General features: G+C 34.5%; 19 protein-coding genes and 1 pseudogene. 6 read left to right on the top strand and 14 right to left on the bottom strand.

Going from position 1 to position 22439, the window contains the following annotated elements:
• Positions 1–231 precede the first annotated feature (231 nt).
• On the top strand, positions 232–1107 hold the full coding sequence (locus D1868_RS07420; RefSeq protein ID WP_156006990.1) for an AAA family ATPase: 876 nt from the start codon (positions 232–234) through the stop codon (positions 1105–1107).
• A 32-nt stretch (positions 1108–1139) separates the two neighbouring features.
• On the opposite strand, the gene D1868_RS07415 is transcribed toward D1868_RS07420, so the two are convergent.
• From D1868_RS07415 to D1868_RS07405, 3 genes are all read right to left on the bottom strand, one after another.
• Complete coding sequence (locus D1868_RS07415) at positions 1140–2153, bottom strand: coiled-coil domain-containing protein (RefSeq protein ID WP_156006988.1); 1014 nt, start codon at positions 2151–2153, stop codon at positions 1140–1142.
• Positions 2154–2554: 401 nt separating this feature from the next.
• Positions 2555–4237, bottom strand: a complete 1683-nt coding sequence (locus D1868_RS07410; protein ID WP_156006986.1) for an ATP-binding protein — start codon at positions 4235–4237, stop codon at positions 2555–2557.
• A gap of 1 nt (position 4238) precedes the next feature.
• The gene (locus tag D1868_RS07405) at positions 4239–5252 is read right to left on the bottom strand and encodes a DNA double-strand break repair nuclease NurA (RefSeq protein ID WP_156006984.1); all 1014 of its coding nucleotides are present in this window, start codon (positions 5250–5252) and stop codon (positions 4239–4241) included.
• 536 nt (positions 5253–5788) lie between these two features.
• Here D1868_RS07405 and D1868_RS11150 point away from each other — a divergent pair.
• The 3 genes from D1868_RS11150 (at position 5789) to D1868_RS07395 (ending at position 8042) form a co-directional block, all read left to right on the top strand.
• Entirely contained in the window at positions 5789–6265 is a 477-nt protein-coding gene (locus D1868_RS11150; RefSeq protein WP_231112339.1) for an ATP-binding protein, read from the top strand.
• Entirely contained in the window at positions 6240–7034 is a 795-nt protein-coding gene (locus tag D1868_RS11145; RefSeq protein ID WP_231112338.1) for an ATP-binding protein, read from the top strand. The genes D1868_RS11150 and D1868_RS11145 overlap by 26 nt, the downstream gene beginning before the upstream one ends.
• 798 nt (positions 7035–7832) lie before the next feature.
• A complete protein-coding gene (locus tag D1868_RS07395; RefSeq protein WP_156006982.1) occupies positions 7833–8042 on the top strand; it encodes a PaREP1 family protein in 210 nt (69 codons plus the stop codon).
• A 112-nt stretch (positions 8043–8154) separates the two neighbouring features.
• On the opposite strand, the pseudogene D1868_RS07390 reads toward D1868_RS07395, so the two are convergent.
• Positions 8155–8578 (bottom strand): annotated as a pseudogene (locus D1868_RS07390) (metal-sulfur cluster assembly factor).
• Positions 8579–8667: 89 nt separating this feature from the next.
• Between D1868_RS07390 and D1868_RS07385 the strand changes: the two are divergent.
• The gene (locus tag D1868_RS07385; RefSeq protein ID WP_196770229.1) at positions 8668–9363 is read left to right on the top strand and encodes a hypothetical protein; all 696 of its coding nucleotides are present in this window, start codon (positions 8668–8670) and stop codon (positions 9361–9363) included.
• Positions 9364–9495: 132 nt separating this feature from the next.
• Positions 9496–9777 carry a hypothetical protein gene (locus tag D1868_RS07380; RefSeq protein ID WP_156006978.1) on the top strand — a complete coding sequence of 94 codons (282 nt, stop codon included), beginning with the start codon at positions 9496–9498 and terminating at the stop codon, positions 9775–9777.
• A gap of 567 nt (positions 9778–10344) precedes the next feature.
• Here D1868_RS07380 and D1868_RS07375 read toward each other — a convergent pair.
• The 10 genes from D1868_RS07375 to D1868_RS07335 all read right to left on the bottom strand — a co-directional run bounded on the left by D1868_RS07375 (position 10345) and on the right by D1868_RS07335 (position 22362).
• Positions 10345–11547: a radical SAM/SPASM domain-containing protein gene (locus D1868_RS07375; RefSeq protein ID WP_156006976.1), complete on the bottom strand. Its 1203-nt coding sequence runs from the start codon at positions 11545–11547 to the stop codon at positions 10345–10347.
• Between the two features lie 445 nt (positions 11548–11992).
• Positions 11993–12124, bottom strand: a complete 132-nt coding sequence (locus D1868_RS11245) for a hypothetical protein (RefSeq protein ID WP_269194901.1) — start codon at positions 12122–12124, stop codon at positions 11993–11995.
• Between the two features lie 33 nt (positions 12125–12157).
• Positions 12158–12313, bottom strand: a complete 156-nt coding sequence (locus D1868_RS07370; RefSeq protein ID WP_156006974.1) for a hypothetical protein — start codon at positions 12311–12313, stop codon at positions 12158–12160.
• 131 nt (positions 12314–12444) lie between these two features.
• Positions 12445–12987 (bottom strand): TorD/DmsD family molecular chaperone, encoded by a 543-nt coding sequence (locus tag D1868_RS07365; protein ID WP_156006972.1) that lies wholly within the window; start codon positions 12985–12987, stop codon positions 12445–12447.
• Positions 12988–12989: 2 nt separating this feature from the next.
• The gene (locus D1868_RS07360) at positions 12990–14411 is read right to left on the bottom strand and encodes a 4Fe-4S binding protein (RefSeq protein WP_156006970.1); all 1422 of its coding nucleotides are present in this window, start codon (positions 14409–14411) and stop codon (positions 12990–12992) included.
• A 6-nt stretch (positions 14412–14417) separates the two neighbouring features.
• On the bottom strand, positions 14418–15710 hold the full coding sequence (gene nrfD, locus D1868_RS07355) for an NrfD/PsrC family molybdoenzyme membrane anchor subunit (protein ID WP_156006968.1): 1293 nt from the start codon (positions 15708–15710) through the stop codon (positions 14418–14420).
• The gene (locus tag D1868_RS07350) at positions 15707–16426 is read right to left on the bottom strand and encodes a 4Fe-4S dicluster domain-containing protein (RefSeq protein ID WP_156006966.1); all 720 of its coding nucleotides are present in this window, start codon (positions 16424–16426) and stop codon (positions 15707–15709) included. Before D1868_RS07350 ends, nrfD begins: the two co-directional genes overlap by 4 nt.
• 37 nt (positions 16427–16463) lie before the next feature.
• Complete coding sequence (locus tag D1868_RS07345) at positions 16464–19574, bottom strand: molybdopterin-dependent oxidoreductase (protein ID WP_156006964.1); 3111 nt, start codon at positions 19572–19574, stop codon at positions 16464–16466.
• Positions 19575–20077: 503 nt separating this feature from the next.
• Entirely contained in the window at positions 20078–21157 is a 1080-nt protein-coding gene (locus D1868_RS07340; RefSeq protein ID WP_156007986.1) for a HoxN/HupN/NixA family nickel/cobalt transporter, read from the bottom strand.
• Positions 21158–21660: 503 nt separating this feature from the next.
• Positions 21661–22362, bottom strand: a complete 702-nt coding sequence (locus D1868_RS07335) for a hypothetical protein (protein ID WP_156006962.1) — start codon at positions 22360–22362, stop codon at positions 21661–21663.
• Positions 22363–22439 lie beyond the last annotated feature (77 nt).

Below are 22439 nucleotides of genomic sequence, written 5' to 3'. Positions count from 1 at the left end.
GAATCGTTATAAGCAGGTTAATTGAGTTTTAACTAGTTCCTCAGTTGAACTTTAAACCTCTGATGTTTTAGTAGTTTTCCTAGGAGCACATATCAAATTCATAACTATAACTATATACTCTTCCTTCTGCTTTCAATGAATGGTGATTTACTTAATAGTGAGACTTTTTGCCCAAAGTTAAAATTCACACAAACACTGTTTAATCTTACCAGATTAAGAGGTGAATAACTGATGAGAGTAACTGTAAGGGGAATAGGAGCCATCCGTGACGTTAGTTTTTCAATAAACAAGACAACCGTTATCGTTGGTAATAACGGCAGTGGTAAAACAACCCTTCTCTTGATTTTATACGCATTGATTAACGCCTGGGCAAAGGAAGCGAAGTTAAAGTCCTTACAGATAGACGATTATTTCAAAAAGGCATTGGCATACACCTTTAAGAGGAGCATTGAAGAGACTTTCCGTTCCGATATAAAGGAGATCATTAACGGGGAGGGTGAAGTAGACTTCGAAGGCGATTTAGGGACTATGTCAGTAAAGGTTACGAGGGAGGGAGTAAACGTGGGATTAAGCCTCAAAAGAGATGTGAAGTTCGAAGTAAGAGAAATGGAAAATAAGGATTTACCGGTGGGGGAAATACAAGTTAATACGAAAGGCACTAATGTGGAAATTGTTTATGGCACAAAGGGGAAAGAGAAATACCAGTATTTCGACCTACTCAAGGACATATTAAAAGACGTGGAGAGTAACGCAGTAATAAACTCCTTCTTAGACCTCTTCTTTTCGGGCTTTAGGCCAGCTGTCTATGTGACTGAGACTAAAGGCGAGGTAGTAATCAGGAATAAGAGGGTGGCCATCACTGACTTCGGCGTATTTATTGACGGGAGAAGATACCCAGTAGTTTCTCGTGGTTTGAAGAGGATTGCTGAGATTTTGCTCTCCAGTAAGAATGGTGAGCTAGTACTCATAGATGACGCTGAGGTGTATTTGGATGAGGAGATGAAGAAAGTGTTGGTAGAAGAGGTGATTAATAAGAAGAAAGTGGTTATGACGACGAGGGATAAATCATTCGCCTCTCTTTTTGAAAACATTGTAAATTTGGACTGAGTGAAGATCGAGAAAAGCGACAGGTTTAATAATCACTTGATTACATGTGAAGCAATAACCTCTACTCCCTCCTCCTCAAGCTTCTTCTTTACGCTCTTATCTACAAAATTCGCTACTAAGAATATCTTTATTTTCTTATCCTTGTACTTTATAGAGAATAATTTTTTCCTGATAATAATTTGGTCGTATGCCCCCTTATCGGCTAAATTCTTTATCTCAAATACATACACATAATCATTAGTCTCATAAAAATCAACTTCAAACACCTTTCCCTTCTCAATTATCCCTTCCTCATCTACAATTGTACCATGAGTAACTTTCTTAGGATCGACCCCGTGTAATTCTAACGCTTTTTTGTAAAGCTTCAACATCACTTTCTCTATACCTTTTCCGGCTCTATTTGTAAAACTACCCACCTCAACAGAGAGTTTCTTAACATCTCTCTCCAATCTAAGCACCGCCCTTTGTAATCCCTCTATTGCTTCTCCTTGTTTTTTGACAGCCTCCTGCAATGACTTAACAGCCTCTTGAAGAGATTCTATTGCTAGTGTATGCCGATTGACTGTCTCTTGTAGTGACTGAATTGCTTCTCCTTGTTTTTTGACTGTCTCTTGCAATGACTGAATCGCTTCACCTTGCCTTTTCACCGCCTCTTGCAATGATTGAATAGCTTCTCCTTGTTTTTTGACAGCCTCCTGCAATCCCTCTATTGCTTCTCCTTGTCTTTTAACAGTCTCTTGTAATGACTTCACGGCTTCTTGAAGAGATGTAATAGCTTCAGTATGTCTATTCACAGTTTCCTGTAAACCCTTTACTGCTTGTTGAAGAGATACGATCGCATCCGTGTGCTTATTTACAGTTTGTTGTAATGATATGATCGCTTCTGTGTGCTTTCTTATCTCCTCCTGCAAAGCTTTTATACTCTGACTATTCTCTTCTAGCTTCTTTATCACAATTTCTTCTTTAAGCTTCTCATAAATTTTTTCTGCCAACGCTGATAGTAATTGAGGATTGTTAAGTATCTCGTCAGTAATCTTTCCGCTCATATTTAATTACTTTTTAAATCGGGGATTATAAAACATATGGAGGGTAACCAGAAAGAAACGAGTATAATAAATGTACTTTGAAAATTACATTATAAAATTTTCTTTAAGAAGAGATTAAAGGTGAACATGTTTGCACAGTTTAAATGTATTTTAGCGGCTAGGATACTTAGGTATATTCAGGGAGATACATAGTAAGCAGTTATAGATAACAAGTTGAAGGGAGCTTTAATTGAGTTAATATCAAAGTCTGTAATTTTTTACATCGATTATATCAGTTTCAGCAGGTATGAGGGAACTTGAGGAAATTATTATACCTTAGTTAGTATGCAAAAATAATATCTCGTTATCCAATTATCAACAACACTTTTGAAGGGATAAGAGAGACTTATCTGACAAAAGCTTTACTCTGTTCGATACTTTTCAGCCCTGAAATTCAGCTCTTTAACCTTTATTGTGTATGAGGAGATTACACCGAAACCTGGAGGAGCAACACTTAGAACTTTTGAATATTTTTCCATACCGATCCTCTTTAATGCGTCCTCGTCTGCTCTCATCGCGATTTTAGTATTAGCTAACGTGAGTATCAAATCGTTTAAGTCCGTGGGCCTATGTGTAGCTAGTATCGTACCTATTCCCCTAACCCTCCCAAGCCTCATAATCTTGTTTATCAACCTCTCCAGAGGTTCCTTATTTTCTTCTCTACTTCCTTGCGGGAAATATTCATGAGCCTCGTCGAAGATCATTAAATACTCAGTTTCCTTACCTTCTTTCTTATAGCGATCATCAATTATCTTAAAGATCTTAGTAATGATAAGGAAAGAGGCGATTGTAGCGGAACTTATTCCCCTTTCTAATGCCCACCTTAAGTCTACTACCGCCTTACTTTTCATAATATCTGTATAGTTTGGCTCGTGGTAGTAGTTCTTATTTACACCTTTACCATATGGCACGTCGAAAATACCGGTCTGAGAGAGTAAGTAAACCGATCTTATTATATTATCCTGAGTTGCACGGTGCACGTTCATATCCTCCATAAAGTCCTTGCAGTATTCTTCCCAATTATCAATGATGTCGTTTTCGTTTACACATTTCTCTGAAATCACCTTAAAGAACTCACCTGCCTGGGCTGAAAAGTAAGTAGCGATGTCTGGTAATAATTTGTAATTTTCTGGAAACCTAAAGCCGATCAAATAAAGGTTGAAAGACGACTTACCGTTACTCAAGACGAATTTGTTGTCCTTTTGTTCAATTGTTCTAAACTCCGTCAAGTTACTCCTCTTTAGAAAGACGTTTATAAATTCCACAACTTCCGTCCCATAGTCCCGTGTCACCGGGACTATAACTGATCCCCCTATTTCTACCGCAGGCTTCACATAATCTCCTTGAATGTCAAAGACAATTAAAGGGGTCTCTGAGTTCTTCATTATTACTTTCAGCAAGTTAGTCTTACCTGCACCGGTAGTCCCTACTACTAAGACGTGGTGTTTTAACGCCTCTTTGCTGAGTCTTACATCAACTTCAATTTCCCTATAGCCTTCCATTACTTTTCCTATTCTCACTCCATCCTCTGGAATTCCCAACATTTCCTTTAAGAAATCCAGCGACGGTAAGAAAACGGGACTTTGAGGGTCAATGGGGGAAGAAGGCGGTACAACTTCCCCGTTAACCTTTTCCGAGAGTAGTTCTACGGTGATTACCAAAGGCGTTATTAGACCGCTTGCGTTCTCTTGAGATAACAGAGAAGGTACCTTAGATATCGAAAGTATGTCCTGCCTCGCAACTGCCTTCACCCTAGATAGCATTAAAGTCTTCGAGACGAGTAACGAGATACCCAGATAAGACCCTATGAGTACATTACTGTTCAAGTAAGTGTCAAAGGAGACCTCTATTTTAACTTCCCTCTCCTCTTCTCCGTACTCAGCAGGATAAACCCTGGATACCATACCTATTATCTTTCCTCTCGCCCTCTCTTTCGCCTCATCTATCAACTGGGATAGAGGATGAGCTTCAGTTGACTCAGAAATAGTCTGTTTCATTTCCTCCTCCCTATCTCCTTTTTGTAAGTTCTCTTCCCTCTCTTCCATATCAATCACTCACGTCCAGCACTGCTGTTCTTAAGCCCTCCCAATCTTCATAATTCACACCCGTGGTAATTCTGGCAATGTTAAAGGCAAAAATGAAAGCTGACGCACTTAGCTTCCTTGATAACCTATCTGCTGCTTCTATAAATTCTGGTATACCGCGGTATGACGCGTACTTTCTCGCTGTGTAAACTCCTCTGCAAAGTAAGTTCTTAGATAGGCTCTCAACCCTGAACACCCCATCCCTGACCTTAACGTAAACCATGTACCTAGTGTATTTATTCCCTCCTATGTCTACCTCCTCCTCCAAGATTGGAGTAGTGTAAAACTCTTTCCCCCTTCCTAAGTACTCTACGACTATGTCGTCCGTAGCGTTATATAACTTAGGCTCTTTTATGAGCTCTGACCTCCTTAATTTCCTACTGTAGTTCAACCTCTTTACTATCCCTATCAGGTTGTCTTTTTTGCGTTGGTTTATTAAAGTGATGAATGCGGATTTGTAAGGTTCTCCTACCATTTGGAGGTAGGGACCAGGTATTATTGGGCCATCTACAACGGTCACATATTTAGACTTTTGTATTGCATAGTTCTCCAAGGAAATCCTCAACTCGTTAAGTATGTTATCATCCTTGTAATCTTCTGAGTACGGCTCTCCATTTACGTTGTTTATAGCGACCAATTGGGAAAGCACTTGGTCTCCTTCAATCAACTTTCTTACTTCTTCTGATGCCTTTATAGCCATGAAGGGTCTTTCCACTTGTTGCGGGATCATTAAGTGCTCGGTCACAAGATTCGCATACAGTGACGCGAAATAGACGTTAGCCCCTTTAACGACCATCATCCTTGAAGATGAATCTAGATAGGAGAAAGTGGCTAAACTCTCACATTCTCCTAATTCCTCCACTATTTGTACCGTTGTCGAGTCCTCTATGTTGGAAATAGGAGAGACCCCGAGGTAAGGTTGATCGAGTGTAGTCAGTAAACTAAAAAGTGACTTTATTACTTCTCCAAACTCCATTTTATAATAAAAAGAAGTTTATACATTAATATGTATTACGGTGATGTTACAGACTCCTTATGATTAGTGAGACACTTGCCTAGGTGTGGACAAATCAAAAACCCCCCACAAAGAGTCTAGCATACTTTTAGTCCATTGAATGTATTTGGGTTTATTTTTCAGACACTTGATTAGGTGATTTTAGGACAGCCTTCACCTAATTAAACATATTGCTCCGTAGGTTCTAAAGTAAGGCTTGCACAACGTATTACGTGTGATCTTTTAGCCTCGTTTGAGGAGTTACAGAAATTGGATAAGAAGTTTCACTCCTTCTGGGGGAGTAGACATATCCCTTATAGAGAGTCTAATTAAATTAGTATGATCCTCGGAATTTCCTCATAATGTTAGAAAGTATTTTAGTAAAACTTGACGCTTTAACGCTAAATATTTTAATAGTATTAGAATCACATTAGTGAAATTAAGGTGGTCTCTTAGCGACCAGTTACTACGCAAAACTGGTCGAAAAAAGACTTAAACTCGTAATCACCACCATTCTTGTGGAAGGGGAAATAAAGAGCTTTATAGCAGAGTGGCTTACTTCACCTTTACCTAATGTAGTAGAAAGGGACTTATCCCTGCCATTGGACAAGGATTATATAATCACAATAACCGGTGGAAGAAGAAGTGGTAAAACTTTCCTCATCTATCAGACGATAAAGAAAATAATTGAAGGAGGTTTAGCCTCTCGTGACGAAATATTGTACGTTGATTTTGACGATTACAGGTTAAAGAACGTAACTGTTAACGATCTGGATAAGATAATTTTGTACTTTGAAGAACTCACTGGGAAAACTCCTAAGTATATTTTCTTCGACGAGATTCAAAACGTAGAGGATTACGGTAGTTGGTTTAGGAAGAGGTTAAACGCTAAGATCTTTCTCTCCGGTTCGTCCTCACAATTAACTCCTTTAAATATAGCTGATGAACTTAGGGGGAGGAGTGTAAATTATGAAAGTCTATCCTTTATCTTTTAAGGAGTTCCTTAGGTTTAAGGGGTTCGTCTACAATCCCTTGATGGACTATACTCTGCAACGGGGCAAAATACTCTCCCTTCTGAGGGAATATTTACAGTTCGGTTCTTACCCTGCAGTTGTTCTTGAGGAAGATAAGGTTAGGCTCCTGAGGTCATATTTCGATTCGGTAATAGTAAGAGATCTTTCGATAGTTAAACCTAATGTCGCCGAAACCTTCGCAAGCTTCCTAATAGCTAATTACTCTAATCCCATTACAGTGAACAGAGTTTACAACTACATTAAAGGGTTAGGAATTAAGATAGGTAAGGAGACCATTCTAGAACTGTTTTCAAAGGCTAAGGAAACTTACTTTTCATTTCTAGTTGAGGAATTCGAAAGGAGCGAGAGTAAAAGGAGAACTAATCCCAAAAAGCTTTATATAATTGATACCGGTTATCCAACTGCCCTAGGTTATGGGTTCTCAATTTCTAGGGCAATGGAAAACGCAGTATATATCGAGCTATTGAGAAGGGGGTATAGAGAAATATTTTATTGGAAGGGTAAAAAGAGAGAAGTCGACTTCGTTGTGTCTAAAAATTTCGAACCTAAAGTTTTAATTCAAGTGACTTACGCTACGGAGAAGGTGGAGGAAAGAGAAATAGAAGGTCTAAAGGAGGCAAGTTCGTCTTTGAAAGCCGAGGAAGGAGTAATAATAACTTGGGATTATGAAGGGAAAATTAACGGGTTTAAAGCAACTCCTCTATGGAAGTGGTTATTAAAAAGCACATGAACACTTAAGCAAATGGGGAAAACTACAGATTGGAAAGCTCGTCCCTATTGACGACTTACATGAAGTGATAACGAAATCTCCTGCTACGATCCTCAATAAATCTCTTGTAGCGTTTATCTCCCTCAGCTTTAGCCTAATAAATCTATCAACTTTAATCTTAACTACTCCGTGTTCAGGGTGCTCCACCATGACCTCATGAAGGGCAACTAAAATCTTGTCAGACTCCCATTTACCTTTACGCTAGCTCACTACGGAACCACATTTCTCACTGGTATATTCCAGCGAACACCTTATCTTAATTCTCACGTTAGGATCTAACATACAGACTTAATAGAATAAGAAGCTCTCTTTCCTAGACAAGATTTTTATTTTCTCTTTTCCATATGAAAGCCCCGCTGATGTTGAGGATACGACATGGGGGACAAGTGGCTCATTATCGAACAGGCTACTATATGGCTCATGTACGTCGTATTGGCATCCTCCACACATTAAAATGCGAGGCTTTCTTAACAATATCATGGTAAGACTTGAATTGAGCAAAGGCTTAGGTCGTTACTCCCTTATGCGTTACAACAAGGCTAGTAAAACAGTTGGACATAATCCAAAATTATGGTTATTATTTTTCACGTCTAAAATAAAAGCGAGTATGAAAGTGTAGCCTTCAACTAAATAATCTTCTCACCTCTCTTATTGTATATGGAAAACAGAGATTTTTACGAAGGATTCTAAGAATGAGAAGATAAAACTTCTAGAATTCATAGAATATAATTTATTCGTTAATGTTGAGAATTTAATATAATGTTAAATCTAGGAACTTTAGCAGACATTTATCTGAAGGAAGGGGATGAATTCCTTAACAAAAACGACCTAGTTCAAGCAAGCGAAAAATACTACAAAGCAACAGAAAAAGTGACGAAAATACTATCAAATAAAAATAACATTAAAGTACTTTCTGAAGTAAAAAATTTTATAGATGGTGATCAGAGTTTTTATTTGAAGCGTCGTTAGAGCTCTCTGCCAATTATTCCATGATATATGGAAAAGTGCCTGGATACTTCCGTTGAAGGATTTCATAAAACTAGATTAACTAAAGAGAAAATAACATTTTATGGAAATATAGTTAAAAATCCTTATTACTATTATAAAATAGTTGTTGCCCAGATTCTTGTGGCATTCCGTACGTTTGTAGCCACATTTCAACAATATCATAACCGTACATTTTCTTAAATTTCTCTCTACCTTCCACAGACATCTTTAGTGGTGACCAAGGAGTATCTAGGTCAACATCTACATTAATACTTTTAGCAGGAACACTTTCCTTAATAACTTGCTCAACTGTGTAAACTAAATCATCAATAACTGGGCAACATGGAGCAGTTAAACCTAGTCTAACATACACGTCTCCATCGTCACTAATTTTCAATTAATAAATTAATCCAAGATTTACGACATCTACTGGAATCTCAGGATCGTAAACTTGTGTTAAGCCTTCTAGAATTTTTTCTCCATTCATCAACGTTAATTTTGCTTGGCAAATGTAAAATATGTTTACCAGTTTATATTATTTCACTTATAATGATATTTATTATTTGTCAAACTTAGTAATTTATATACCAAAACAAAATGTGATCCTATGTTGAGGATAACAAATACTGGAGCGCTAAGCCTAATATTTACTACATTCCTATTTTCTGCGGTTTTAACTTCTAGGTTCTTGATTCTTGCTGAACTTGTTCCTTTAGTACTTTTAAATGCATTTAGTATAGAAAGACTTTATGCCAAGTTATTATCGAGAAAATTTTCAAAGTTCGACTACTTTTTAGTAGTTTTAAATTCCTTTCCGTATTTATTTTTCTTTACACTTTATCTTATTATACCATTGATTTTTATAATATTAGCTTTTATTACTTCTTATCTAAAAATTAAAATTATACCTACACTTTTTGGAACATATGCTATAGCCTCTCTCTACTTACCTTGGACCGCAATTCTTTATGAGGTAAATATTAAGGTTTTTTCGATATTCGTGCTTTGGTTTCTTTATACTTTGACTCAATCATTATATGTTGAATATAAGATACCTTATAGGAAAATATCGAAGAATATTGTTAGATTAGCATGGATAATAAGTCTATTTTTTATAGTTTACTTTTCTCTTTATATCCCTATAATATTATTAGGTATAATAGAACCTTCAATAAGATTTCTAAATCCTGGAAATAAGTTGAGTTCTGCAAAGGATATAAAAACCCTTGGTAGGAAGATGGCTAGACGAAGTATGGTATTAATGGTTGTTATTATTATTTGTGAAATATTTATAAGATATTAATTTATTTTTCAGATACTGATTCCTTACTAAAATTAAGAAAATACTCAAAAAGAGGAAGAATTAAATCATTATATTTCACGAATATTTGATTTAAACGGAAAAGTTTAAATTTTATCTCTCATATATAGTTACATGAAACGTTATACATTTTACATAAGTAATAACATTAGAAGACAGGTCTACAATGAAGCTTTAAGATATTTATCCCCAGATCAAATAAGACAAATTGTAGGAGAACAAAAAAAGACATTGTTTTGGAAGCATAGAGCTAAAGTATCCGACGAGGCTGTAGAAAAACTCTTAGAACATTTACCTAACCAAGTGAAGTTAGAGATTTTAACTGTGATAGAAAATGATTTAAAAGAAGCCTTAGATTCTATAGAGAGAGAAAAGAAGGAATTAGAAAATAAGTAGTATAATAATGTATAATCAAAGGTTAAATCAAATTAGGTATATGCAAATATGATAAGCTCGTAGAAGAAAAGCTGCTTACTTAAGAGACTTACATTATTACAACATAAATGTTCTTGAAGGTTTCGTAATAACTAAATAGCATTTTAAGAGTTTTTGAATAAAATAAAAGTAAAAATCAATAATGAGCTAGGAAATGTTGATTTAACTAATTTAAGTGATCTAAATATAAGAATTCAAAAGAGAATGGAATAATAGAAGACAATGCAATAGCATTTAAAGCTTAATACCTTTTATAAGCGGGGGAACATATATTAAATTGATAGCAGTACACTCTATGTTAACGAAAATATGATTTTCCATATAGATACGGGATCTATAACTTATTTCTGCGGAAATGTCCTGTTGTAAGTCTCTGTATTTATGGATTAAGAAAAATAGCCAAAGAAATGAAAGTTAAAGCTAATACTGATTCGTCTGACTTCCAGCAAAAATGTTTGGGAAAACTTGTTTCGTCAATATTTCAAAAATCTCTTATTATATAAATATAAATTCAATAAAACTATAGTATCATATAAAATATCTTATTAGCTTAACAATCTCCTCATAGTTTTTCTTTCTACAATCTATACCATCAAATCCTTTATTTTCTAAAACTGAGAAGAACCTACATCCTCCCATACACATAGGTAAATAAGGACAATTATCACATTTCCCCTTCCAAACTTCTCTAGCAGTTTTACTTGTAAATTTTCCATTGTACTCAACTGATCCATCTTCTTTTAGCCTACCTTTTATATACAAAGGATTTCCAGTAAAGGCCCAACATGGATAAATGTACCCATATGGATCAACTACTATGTCTTTATCTACATGAGCAGCACATATTCCTAGTCTAAAAACTTCCTGCGGAATCTCAAAGCCTTCTTCTTTAGCAAATTCCCAAATTTTCGTTAGAACCTCTCCTTCTTCATCTCTGGAAAACAAGTTATCCCAATATTCGTTTCTAAAAACATTCTCATGGACTAAATGAGGATCTATTCTCACTTTTGTGATTCCTTTTTCTTTTAAGGTTAAAAGCAAAGATTTTATTTCCTCAACATTTCTGTAATCAACGTTAATCCGTAAAACAACCTTAGTATGATCTTGTGCATACACTAGATTATTTAATATTATATCAAATGATCCTTTACCACCTACGAAATATCTTCTTTTATCGTGAACTTCTCTAGGACCGTCTAATGTTATCTGCACATGGGATAGCCCGAGTGAGTTAAGCCTATCGAGTACACTTGGAGTTAGAAGAGAACCATTCGTAACTACACTAAAAGAGTAGTCTAATTCCTTTGATAATTCCTTTGATATCTCTTCTATTCTTTTCATTTCAAGTAATGGTTCCCCTCCAAAATATGTAACCCTTACTTTTTTACCTTCTGCGTTTTTCCTTATATAATTTATAAACCCTCTGACAACACTATCCAAAACTCCGCCTTTCTTTCTAAAGTTCTTTTGAAAACAGTAGACACAATCAAAATTACAATCATACGTTAAAAGCAAAGTAGGCTCTAAATATTCTTTTTCAAAAATCATCTTTTCAGGCTCAAACTCTTGGTCAGAAAAACCTTCTTCAATTATATCTTTTAGATCTTCTGGTATCTCTCCTTTAGATAGCTTACTCATTTCATCGTCCGAAACTTTAATTGCATACCCTGTAAGGGTATTAAAAATTATATTATAATCATAAAGAAAAACATTGAATTTAGATAGTTTCATTTTTATTTCACCTTATTGTCCCCACGATGGAGAATAGTTGCATCTTCCCATTTTTCTTTCGATTTTTACTACTTTTTTAGAGTTCATATGAAAAAGGATGATAAAAGGTATAAGAATCTTTTTAAAATAAGTCCAAAATAAACTACGGTAAACGGTGTTAAAAATATAATAACAATACTAGGATAAAAAAGTGAAGGTTTCAATTTTTATTCTTAAAATATTTTTATGAATATCGTCAAATTATCGTCCTGAAGATAAAGATAGCAAACGAAAAATTTACTTTCTCAGACGTTGCTAAAGAAGATAGAACCGTCTGCGTTAGAATTTGATAAAGAGACTACTTTTACTAGGGATAAAAAGATTATAGATCACGAAGTTTACACTACACCGTTGCTTAATAACGAATAGCTGAAATAATGAATCTTGAAACTGCTGGAGATGCAGGTTAGAGACCCCAAGCCCTTATAGGCTTAGAGGCACTCTCATCACCAATAGGCACACAATCGTGAACAGTGCTTAGAAGAGACAATATAGATCTCTCCCTGAGCTCGTTAAATTTCTTCGTTCTCTTCTCCATCTCTTGAGCTGTGAGAGAAGCCTCTTAGCCTCTTCAATAAGAGCTCCTCTCCTCAGGAGAGGCTCTGGCTATCTTTTCACTAATAACATTATGCCTATGCCTAACCTCATTTATCTCAACAAAGATATATTTGTGGGAAAAAATTTTCACATCATAGTTACTTTTTGTAGGAGAAATTGACCAATCCATAGATGTCGCAAAACTTTTAAAATATCTTTATGTTTTAAAGGACACTAAATAGTTGTGAAACTTGTCTAATTAGGTACTATAGACTGGCAATGATGAATAACGATCTTCTTTAGAGTCTAAGAAAGTATTATCTATTTGATTAAATTGGAGAAAATTCTCTCTTTTTCTGCATTGACGAAAGCTAATAAAGCCTTGCCTAGTGCCCTCGTATATTCTCCGTACGCATTATTAATTATGTCTTGAGCTAGTTGTGGAACCCAGGTTAGTATATGATTTTTTATGAAATCGTTAGCGACATTTTCCTCGTTTATAAAAAATAGAAATGATACAAATTCAAACTCAGTTGAAATGTGATCTGGAAGTTGTTTCCGTGGAATAAGCTTGTATTTTGTATAGTATTCTAAAACTTCCTGAGTAGATTTTCCATAGATCGTTTTTTCTCTATACCATGACTCATAAGGAGGACACTTTAAATGTTTATAGTTGTTAATTAGGCACGAAGTATATTCTGTCTTTAAAATGTTCTCATCTCTTGTACTAAGAATATTTACTACCTCTACTACATTTTCATAGTATGGTTTTCCTTCTAACGCATTATAGAGAGATTTTACTTCGTAAGTATACCTAGGACCTAGCATTAAGTATGAAAATAATTTGTAGTCAACCCATAACATTTTTACTCACCAAGAGTTCTTCTTGGTTTAAATTTTGCATTCATTCCGAATATCTTTTGAAATGAATATTCAGCTCTATGTTTTGGGCATCTTTCTAGCCATTCGCCATCACATTCTACTCCTTTTTCTTTCATAATTTTCTTAATTCGATTTAAACTTTTTCTAGATCCAATAGGAGTACCGCAAACTTTACATCTTACTAACTCATCTTCAAAGATTACTTTTTGTTTTAGATTTGTTTCTTTCATACTATGAATATTTATGGCCTTTTTTCCTGGAACAGTACCGCAAGCACTACCCTCTGGACATACATTTATACAAATATTACAACCCATACACTTTAAAGGATCAAATATCAACTTTTCATTGTTCTCTCCACGTTGAATAGATATAGCAGATGTAGGACACCATTTAGCACAACTTTCGCATAAAGTACACATATCGCTATTAATATCAATATCAAAGAGTATATCAGGTAAATTTTCACTACTAGCTATGATTTTCCTGGCTTCGCTTCTTTTGAAGAAAGTATCATTTTTTATTTTTATTTCCTTCAGAGGTTTAGGTTCAATTTTTATATCTGGTGAAATAAATTCTATACCACCTATTTTATCATTTAAATCGGTTAAGGTCATTATGAAATTACTCAAATTCCTGCTGAGTTCGCATCCCGGGCACTCAAATGTAATAGAACCATTACTTCTTAGAAGTGCAATATCTACAGCTGAGAGCATTGCTAAACAAGGTATTTTAATTGAATTATCATGATTCTTATAGCATGAAATTTTTTTATCCCCGTTAAGTTTTGCTATTTCGAAAATAGCTTGTTGAGAAACTGATGGAAATTGTATTGCACTCACTGGACAAGCACTCACGCATATTCCGCACGCTGTACATTTCTCGTAATTAATGATAACACCTGATTTTTTGTCAACCTGAATTGCATTGTATGGACATGTAGCTTCGCATAAATTACATGCTCTATAGAGATATCCACACATCCATTGAATATATACAGGTTTGTCTACTCTGTCTTTAACTGTTTTTATATTTCCGGAGATTAGATCTCTTCTGGATATATTAATACCTTTTTCCTCTATTTTGGCCAAATCTGCTGTCCATCCATTTTCCAATATAACCATGTTCTGTTTTATTGCGGACTCTCCCCATCTATAGTCTACTATTCTTACCAATAACGGATTTAATCCTGCTTTTAATATTGCTTCTCTATATAATTTTAAATGTTCATCATCATAAATTCCTACTATTATTATCGCCTTAGTTTGGAACTCTCTTAGTTTTTTTGCTATTTCATCAGGATCACATGACTGAAAACTTTCTGAAGGATTATGCTGACAATGATGATAAAAAATACCTACCTTAAATTTAATAAGAGGATTTGGTTCTGTTAAAAAATTAGACATTATCTTTCACTTGAATATCCAATGTTTAGGCTTTTCATCACTTTCAAGAGGGAGTAATAATACACCTAATGTATAAACCCCAAGTAGTAGTAACACTGAACCGGTAAACCAAACTATATCGTATTCGCTTATTTCGAATGACAATAACGTCCATAATGGCCCATTATTGAATATACTCCTTAGTTCGTAAACCCAGTTAGAACCAGAAGGTGTTATAGGACTTACGCTATAGTACCATGTTATTGACTGCGGTATTATTGTTACTAAAGTAATAATGACAAACATGCCAATCAGTGTTATGATAGCTGATGTAAAGAGAAGCTTTTTGCTTTCTCTCTTATACGCTATGGAGTATAGAGTAATAGGTAAGAGTATGCCTATCAGAACTAACCCTATCCAGAATTGTGGAGCATATGCGCCAGTAATTAGTAGTGAAGCCCATGGGCTAGTTTCTTGATTTGTAGCTGTTAACCATATCCACCATAACATTAAGAAACCTATAGATATTACAGAAAGAAGTCCGTCCCTAGCTAAAACTCTATATATAGAATCTTTATGATCGCTTGGATCGCTTGGAGCTATAGAGGCCGGTCTTTTTATCCAATCATAAAGTATGGTCATGAATGATATCATAGCAATTCCTCCATAAAACGATAGGACTACAAACAGAATTGGCATAAATGCTCCAAATTCTTCTACCCATGTAGATAAATAGCCATATACAGAACCTAAATTAGCATCTAAAATTAACTCAACTAAGATAGCATATCCAACTATTAATGCATCTATATCTACCAATATCTTTAAAATTCCAGATATTTTTTCTTCTTTAATCTTTTCTCCAATGAGTGCTAATATCTCAGCTATAATTCCTATACCTACTAGCGCATATAATACACCGTTCCATGCTATTCTTGATGTATCTCTAAAGCTTAGATATATGAATATAGCATTACCAGGCTTATATGTTGATGCAAATACCATTATCCAGCCAGGAATTAGTACCGCCAACGCTAGCCATTCATTTCTTAATTTAATTTTATCGAAAGGATTTCTTTCCTGGTGATTCTTATTAAATAATTCGTAAAGCGAGTTATATGTACTAACTCCTGTTCCAATTACTCCAAAGAGCATATATCCTATTACTAGTAATCCCCACGGTATCGGAGCGTTATTTGGTTCTGTAAACGTTACATCACCGTTAAGCCATGCCACTGGGTTCATACTAGTTCCATATAATAGTATTCCTCCACCTATTAGTATAAATATTATAGTCCATATAATTAAAATCTTATTCATGAACTATCACCCCCATTTTGAGGCACATATCTTTCAATCTGCCTATTAAATACATAAAATACCTTTGGTTGTACATTAAGTTCTGGATTAAGTACAACCGCTTGTCCTGTATTTACAAGGATACTAACCTCACTATTAGGATCATCAAGGCATCCAAATACTCTAGCCCCTCCTGGGCAAGTTCTTACACAAGCTGGCGTATATGTGCCATCTGGGGCAGTACCATAACAAAATGTACATTTATCGACATGAGGAACTACATGAATTAAATTTTCTCCATATACTTCCTTTGCTTTTTGAATATCCTCATATGTATAGAAATACCTAGCTCCATATGGACAAGCTTCAACACAATATAGGCAGCCCATACATTTGTACTCGTCCACAACAACTATTCCTCCATCTACTATTTGTGTAGCTCCAGTAGGACATACATAATAACAAGGAGGATTTTCACATTGCATACATAATCTTGGTACAAACATTCTTTGTGTGTATGGATACTCTCCTATTTCTAAATCCTCTACATGAGTTCTCCATAGATCTTCCCAAAACGGTGTTTGGTTTTCTATAGTACATGCTGCCACACAAGCATTACATCCAAGACATTGATCTACTCTAACTACGAATCCCCAATGTTCACATGTTCCTGTATTTCCGAATTTAGTATATGGATTTATTAATTGATTTTTTTCAAGTATATTTGAATTGGACATTTTATCACCCCTTTATTAAAAATTGAATAAAAAACAACTAACTTTGTTCATATTTCTCCCACTCTGTAGAATTAATTTCCATATTTGGTGTAACTACAACTTCTGAAGGTAAAGTATTAGGAGTTTGCGCGGTGGCTAATGTAGTAGCTTCTTGTATTTCATCAGGAGTTGCTTTCCTAACATATACTGTAAATTGTTCTGCTTGTCTAAATCCTCCTAACGGATTATAACTTTCTGGCCACAGCTCACTTACCGGTTTATTTCCTGCATTTTCTATTGCCTTTATTGCAGTGGTTAATGCTGGATTTCTTTGACCATAAGGTTCTGGTACTCCTATAGTATCTGGCCTTATCCATTGCGTAATATGTGCCCTTATAGTTAACTTTGGATAATTCCCATTGGAATCAGGTAATTTCCACCTAATTATAGTTATCCAATCCCCTTCATTTATACCTAATTGAGACGCTGTAATAGGATTAATCCATGCCATCTGGTAAATATTTTTATGGTAGCTACTACTTGCTATTGCCATTAGGAGCGGATTATCTGTACTTGATGTATATGCAAATGGAGGTACTTTAAATTCTATAAAGAACATCTCTGGCGGTGTCGGTTTAAATGTAGGATCATTATATGGCGATGGAGGTTCTACAAATTCTCCAGGCTTTACCGCATAACCACCATTCCAATATGGCGGAATATATGCTATTAATGGATCCCATATAGGATTATAACCAAATGTTTTGATAACATAATAATACAGTACTGTAGAATAAATTTCTATTCTTCCAGTAGGAGTTGCTGCAGGTAAATTCCAAGGTATCCTTTCATTATTCGCAAAAAACTCATCTACAGTAGTTATAATGAACACACCATTATTTCTTAAAATTTCAGTAATCTGTTCTGCTGGAATATTTAATTTCTTTGACAAAGAGCTTACTGTAGCTTCTCTCCAAGCCTCAGCTGTAAAGCTACCCCACGGTGGATAACCATTATTTTTAATTAGATACTCCTGATATTTTGGCATTTCTGATGCTATGATTTGCTTGAAAACTTCTTTATCAATGGATTTTGAGTTGGCCATCCATTCCACATAGCCATCCCCAGCTTCTTTCCCTAGCATGTACGCAAACATAACAAATAAATCTAATCCGTTAGCGGTATTTGGATAGACCACTGGGATAGCTTGCCATCTTCCTCTCAAAGCGGAATCCATAGCTGGACCGTCATCTCTGAAAGCTTCATCTCTTTCTAGATATGTCACATCAGGTAATATTACATCGGCATAAAGCGTATCTTCAGTTGGTAAAATATTAATATCTATATAGAATGTATTTTCAAGAATCTTCTTGTATTGTTTCCAGAGGAAATTGAAAGGTGTACCTCCATATGACATTACAACCTTTGGCGTATAAGGCTTGCCGTTCCACATTACTTCTCCTTTCAATGCCTCATAAGCACCAGTATCTAAAAACATCCCAAAAGTAGCTACCGGTGTTTTTCCTTGTTGCATAAGTGTTTGAGCATATGCGTATGATAATGCAGGATAACCAGTCTTCCAGAACTGCGGATTATAATAAGCATAAATTATTCCAAATATTGGAAGTAATTCTCCTGGCAAATCCAGTAATGGTACAGATCCCAAGATTTCAGGTCTCTGCAAAAGTATTCCAGGTTTAGATTTTCCAGATTGTATTGCAGAGTTATATGCATTTAAAACCTCTTTTACTCCTTCTCGGTATTGCCCAGAATATACCCATCCTCCTCTTATATCTATGTTTCCTGTTAGTGCCATTATTATGGCTGTAGCTTTTCTAAACTGTGGAGATAAATCAGACCAGAATCCTTTTAGACCAGTAACTATGTCCATGGGTTTAGTTGTTGCTATTCTATGTGCTACTTCTTTTATTAAATCCAAGGGAACGTCAGCTACTTGAGCCGCATATTCTAGTGTATAATTACTTACTCGATTAGCTAGGTGTTGAAACACTGTAGTAACTTGTTTACCATTAAACTCAATTGGAGATAATTTTAGTGCAGGTCTTATTTCATTTCCGTTTATATCAAATTGATTTGTGTTAGAAAACGGAGGAACCTCTCTTACCTGGCCACTTATTTCATCGTATACGTAAAAACCTCTTACTGTTCCGTCTGGCCAATCATCTTCAAGAAGTTTGAGAACTCCGTTTTCTTCATATGCTAAGAACGGTGCATTAGTGTAGTATCTTACAAAGTTATCATCATAATATCCATTCTGAATTATATAATTAATTATTGCCATAGCTAATGTAAGATCTGAACCGGGCTTGACTGGAACCCATAAATCAGATTTAGAAGCAGATTCACTCATTCTAGGATCAATAGTTATCATATATGCGCCATTAGCCAATCCTTCGCCTAATCTTACAGCTCTATTGACGAAAATTCCAGTAGGGAATCCGTTATTTCCCCAGACTACTATAAGTGAAGAATTACTCATATCATCCATAAGATCTGAGGCGTGAAGATCAAATCCTCCAATTACAAATCCGGTAGGTAGTTGTTCAGAAAACATGCAAGTTTGCATAGGCGTTCCATTAATATTGGGAATTTGAGTTCCTAGAGTAAATGGTATAAAATACCTTTTATAGTTAGCACATGCTAGTGCTCCACCAACTAATAAAAATTCCCAAGGCTGTACGTTAAGCTCTTGAAGCTTTTGCATAATATAGTTTAATGCCTCTTCCCATGTGGCTTCCTTAAAAGCCCATGTTCCCTTAGGTCCTGTTCTTATTAACGGTGTCTTTATTCTATCTACGTTATATGTCCTAAATATTCCAGATCTTCCTCTTGCGCATATCTTTCCTTTATTCAGTGGAGAGAGAGGATTTCCATCTATTTCCACCGCTCTGATGTACCCATTTTTACTCTCTGTTGTGACTAGAATATCGCATGTTGATGAGCAAAATGCGCATACACTAGGAACATAAGAATACTGCCATCCCGGTTGAAGTGTTTCGTCATTGATTGGATCTTCTTGTGAAAATATATTAAATACAAAATTCTTTGACGCTGCGTACGCAGCACCGGCCGCTAAACCAACAGCTGCTGATGCCTTTATAAAATCTCTTCTTGAAATTCTCACGCCATCGCTATTCTTACTCTCCATGTAGTAAACTACCTTTTTCCGTATATAAATTCTTTTTTTTGTAAGATTTTTCGTTATTCCCTTTAACAGAGTTAATTTTTTATAAAAACAAAAAGAAGAATAATAAAGAAAATTGTTATAGTTATCTATTCAGGAAATTAAGGTATATAAAAATAAGTTATAAAAATAAGTATTGTTAATAACAGTTAGAATATTATAAATAAAGTTAAGGAGATAAGAACTTTTCTTATTAATGTACAGTCTTAAGTATGTGTTCTTTTCGACCGAATTATCTTTCTTGAAAATGGAAACTTTTGAGATTTTGATAGAGTAACTTATACCCAATAACTTTAGCTTATAAGTATTCTGATATTTCAATATTTCTTAAAGAAGGGAAAATAGTATCTTTAGGTAAAACCGACTAAACGTTTACTATGGATATAATCAGTATATGAAATAGATGCAGAAGTAGATAAAAATAGAAAATAATTATTTTTTATTATTATTACTGTCTTCTCCAATATCTATTGCCTTTTAATTCTATATTTATACAAAATTCCAGATATGACCCAAGTTACTGCAAAAGTTCCTATTATGTAATATCCTATAGTTTCCCAATATACGTTATTTAATGCTGCTATCTGATCCCAGAAGAACCCATTCAGATTGAATTCGGATTGTATTAATCCCAATAACTCTATAGTGCCTACACCGTAAGCTATAATGATTGAAATTAGGGTCATGGTCAAATTATACCATATTTTGCCTAACGTATCTTTAAACGCCCAACCATAAGCCATTCTCATGAATATTCCGTCAGCTGTATCCACTAATGACATACCCAACGTAAATAGTATCGGTAAAGCTAAAATAGTAGTGATTGGTATGGTTACGAAAGCACCAGCCAACGTTGCGGAAATAGCTAAAATTGCTACTTCTGTGGCAGTATCGAAACCTAAACCAAATAGGAAACCTACTATGTACATTTGCCATTGTTTAGTGATAATTTTAAAAAGCTTACCAAAAAACCTATTCATAAAACCTCTTTTTAACAATATGTCATTAAGTTTCTGCTCATCAAAAACTTTCTCTTTTCTTATTGTCTTATATATATTATAAATCTCTAATACTACTAATAAATTCAAAAATCCTATTATATAAAGGAAACCTCCGCTTACTAATGTACCTATTATACTACCAAGATTTTCTATATTTGTCAAATTATTTACCACATACCTAGTAGCTATCATTAGAGCTACACTTAAGAGAATTACAACTGTAGAGTGGCCAAAAGAGAAGAAAGTACCAATGAAGTACGGGTTCTTACCCTCTTGCAATAACTTTCTTGTTGTATTATCTATTGCCGCAAGATGATCAGCATCGACTGCATGTCTTAATCCGAAAGTATATGCCAAAACTCCTAACGTTATGAATGTACCTACAATAGGCCCAGTATCCGTTTGTACCTTTATATTCGTTTTAGGCAAACTAAATAGAAAGTAAAAAAGGTAAACCGTAAGAGCTATATTTATTATATAGAATAAAAGTATAAAAAACAAATTTTTCTTTCCTATGTTTTTTAAACGATTATTATAACTTTTCATACCTTTTTCCATAATAATTCCTACCAGAGTGCGATTTTAAATATTATTAATTAAGGAAATACTTCCAATACGTTTAATGTCGTTTAAATTATCATTATTTTACTCTAGTATTTATATAAAAGGTTGAGAACATATTTTAAGTACAAAGAAATGTTCAGCGTCTAGATGAAAGAAAATAAATTACGAGTATAGGCAAACATAATACTTTTATTAGGAGAATCTTGTTATACATCTATATGAATTTTTTGTTCCAATAGTATCTTTGGTACATAATGCTTCAATTCCCTATAATAATGAGATGCCTTGTGAAGTAGTTGATTTTTATAAATCTTGATCTTCTTAGCATTTGATAAATTCTAATTGAAAATTGGTTTATAGACAGAGATGATAAAAACTGAACAATCCCACAATACAATAATGAGATGGAAAAAATTATATAAAGTAAATTTAAACTTGAAATATTAAGTAAACTGCTTTAGTTTATGTATACATTGTTATAGTCCTTAAGTAGATTTTATTATAACCTTTAAGTTATCTCCTAACTTGTCTAAATCTCCTTCCTTTTCTACGAGATCACCGTTAGAAAAGTGAAACCTTATAATTCCATTACCGTTCTCTATTATTACTATGATATCCTTATCTATACTGTCTATCGCTGCTTGATCTAGAATTTTATCTAATTCTGATTTTTTAATTTCTTTCCTTAGTACTGTCTTCATTTCATAAATTTTTAGTCCCTTAAAAGACATATTATCAGATTTCTTAGTAGAATCCTTTTCCTCAGTATAACACTTCTTTTCTTCACAATACTTTTTAATATCTGCGTTCAGACTGATCGCTATTGTTTTGTACGCTTCCTCCATTTCTTTTCTAGAAGTATTTTCTATTGGACCATCATAAATAAACTTAATTCTAATCTTTGTCATGTTGACTGTAGGAAGAATGTAGATTATTAGTGCCATCTTAAATTTAGGCCATTCTAAAGAAGTTATGATGAACTCAATTTCTCTATTGGTTATTACTCTGGTCAACTTAGATTTCACAGTTTTAAACCGATGAAGATATAATATCCATTCGTCTGGTCCTATTTTCTCCATCTTTTTAGCAGGTTTAAAATATTTTACCAAATTTTCAGGATTACTCAAATATTCCATTAAGACCGTAGGTTTCTCGCTGTATTCAAACTCATAGCTTGTTTCTATCATGATAAATCTACCTTTATGTTAATTTTGTATCTTTTTCCCTATTTAAATTTGATTTTCCATTTACGAATCTAAATCTA

Origin of the sequence: Stygiolobus azoricus (assembly GCF_009729035.1) — an archaeon.
Taxonomy (GTDB): domain Archaea; phylum Thermoproteota; class Thermoprotei_A; order Sulfolobales; family Sulfolobaceae; genus Stygiolobus; species Stygiolobus azoricus.
The sequence above is the reverse complement of the archived record's forward strand: the minus strand, read 5'-3'. Positions and strand labels throughout refer to the sequence as shown.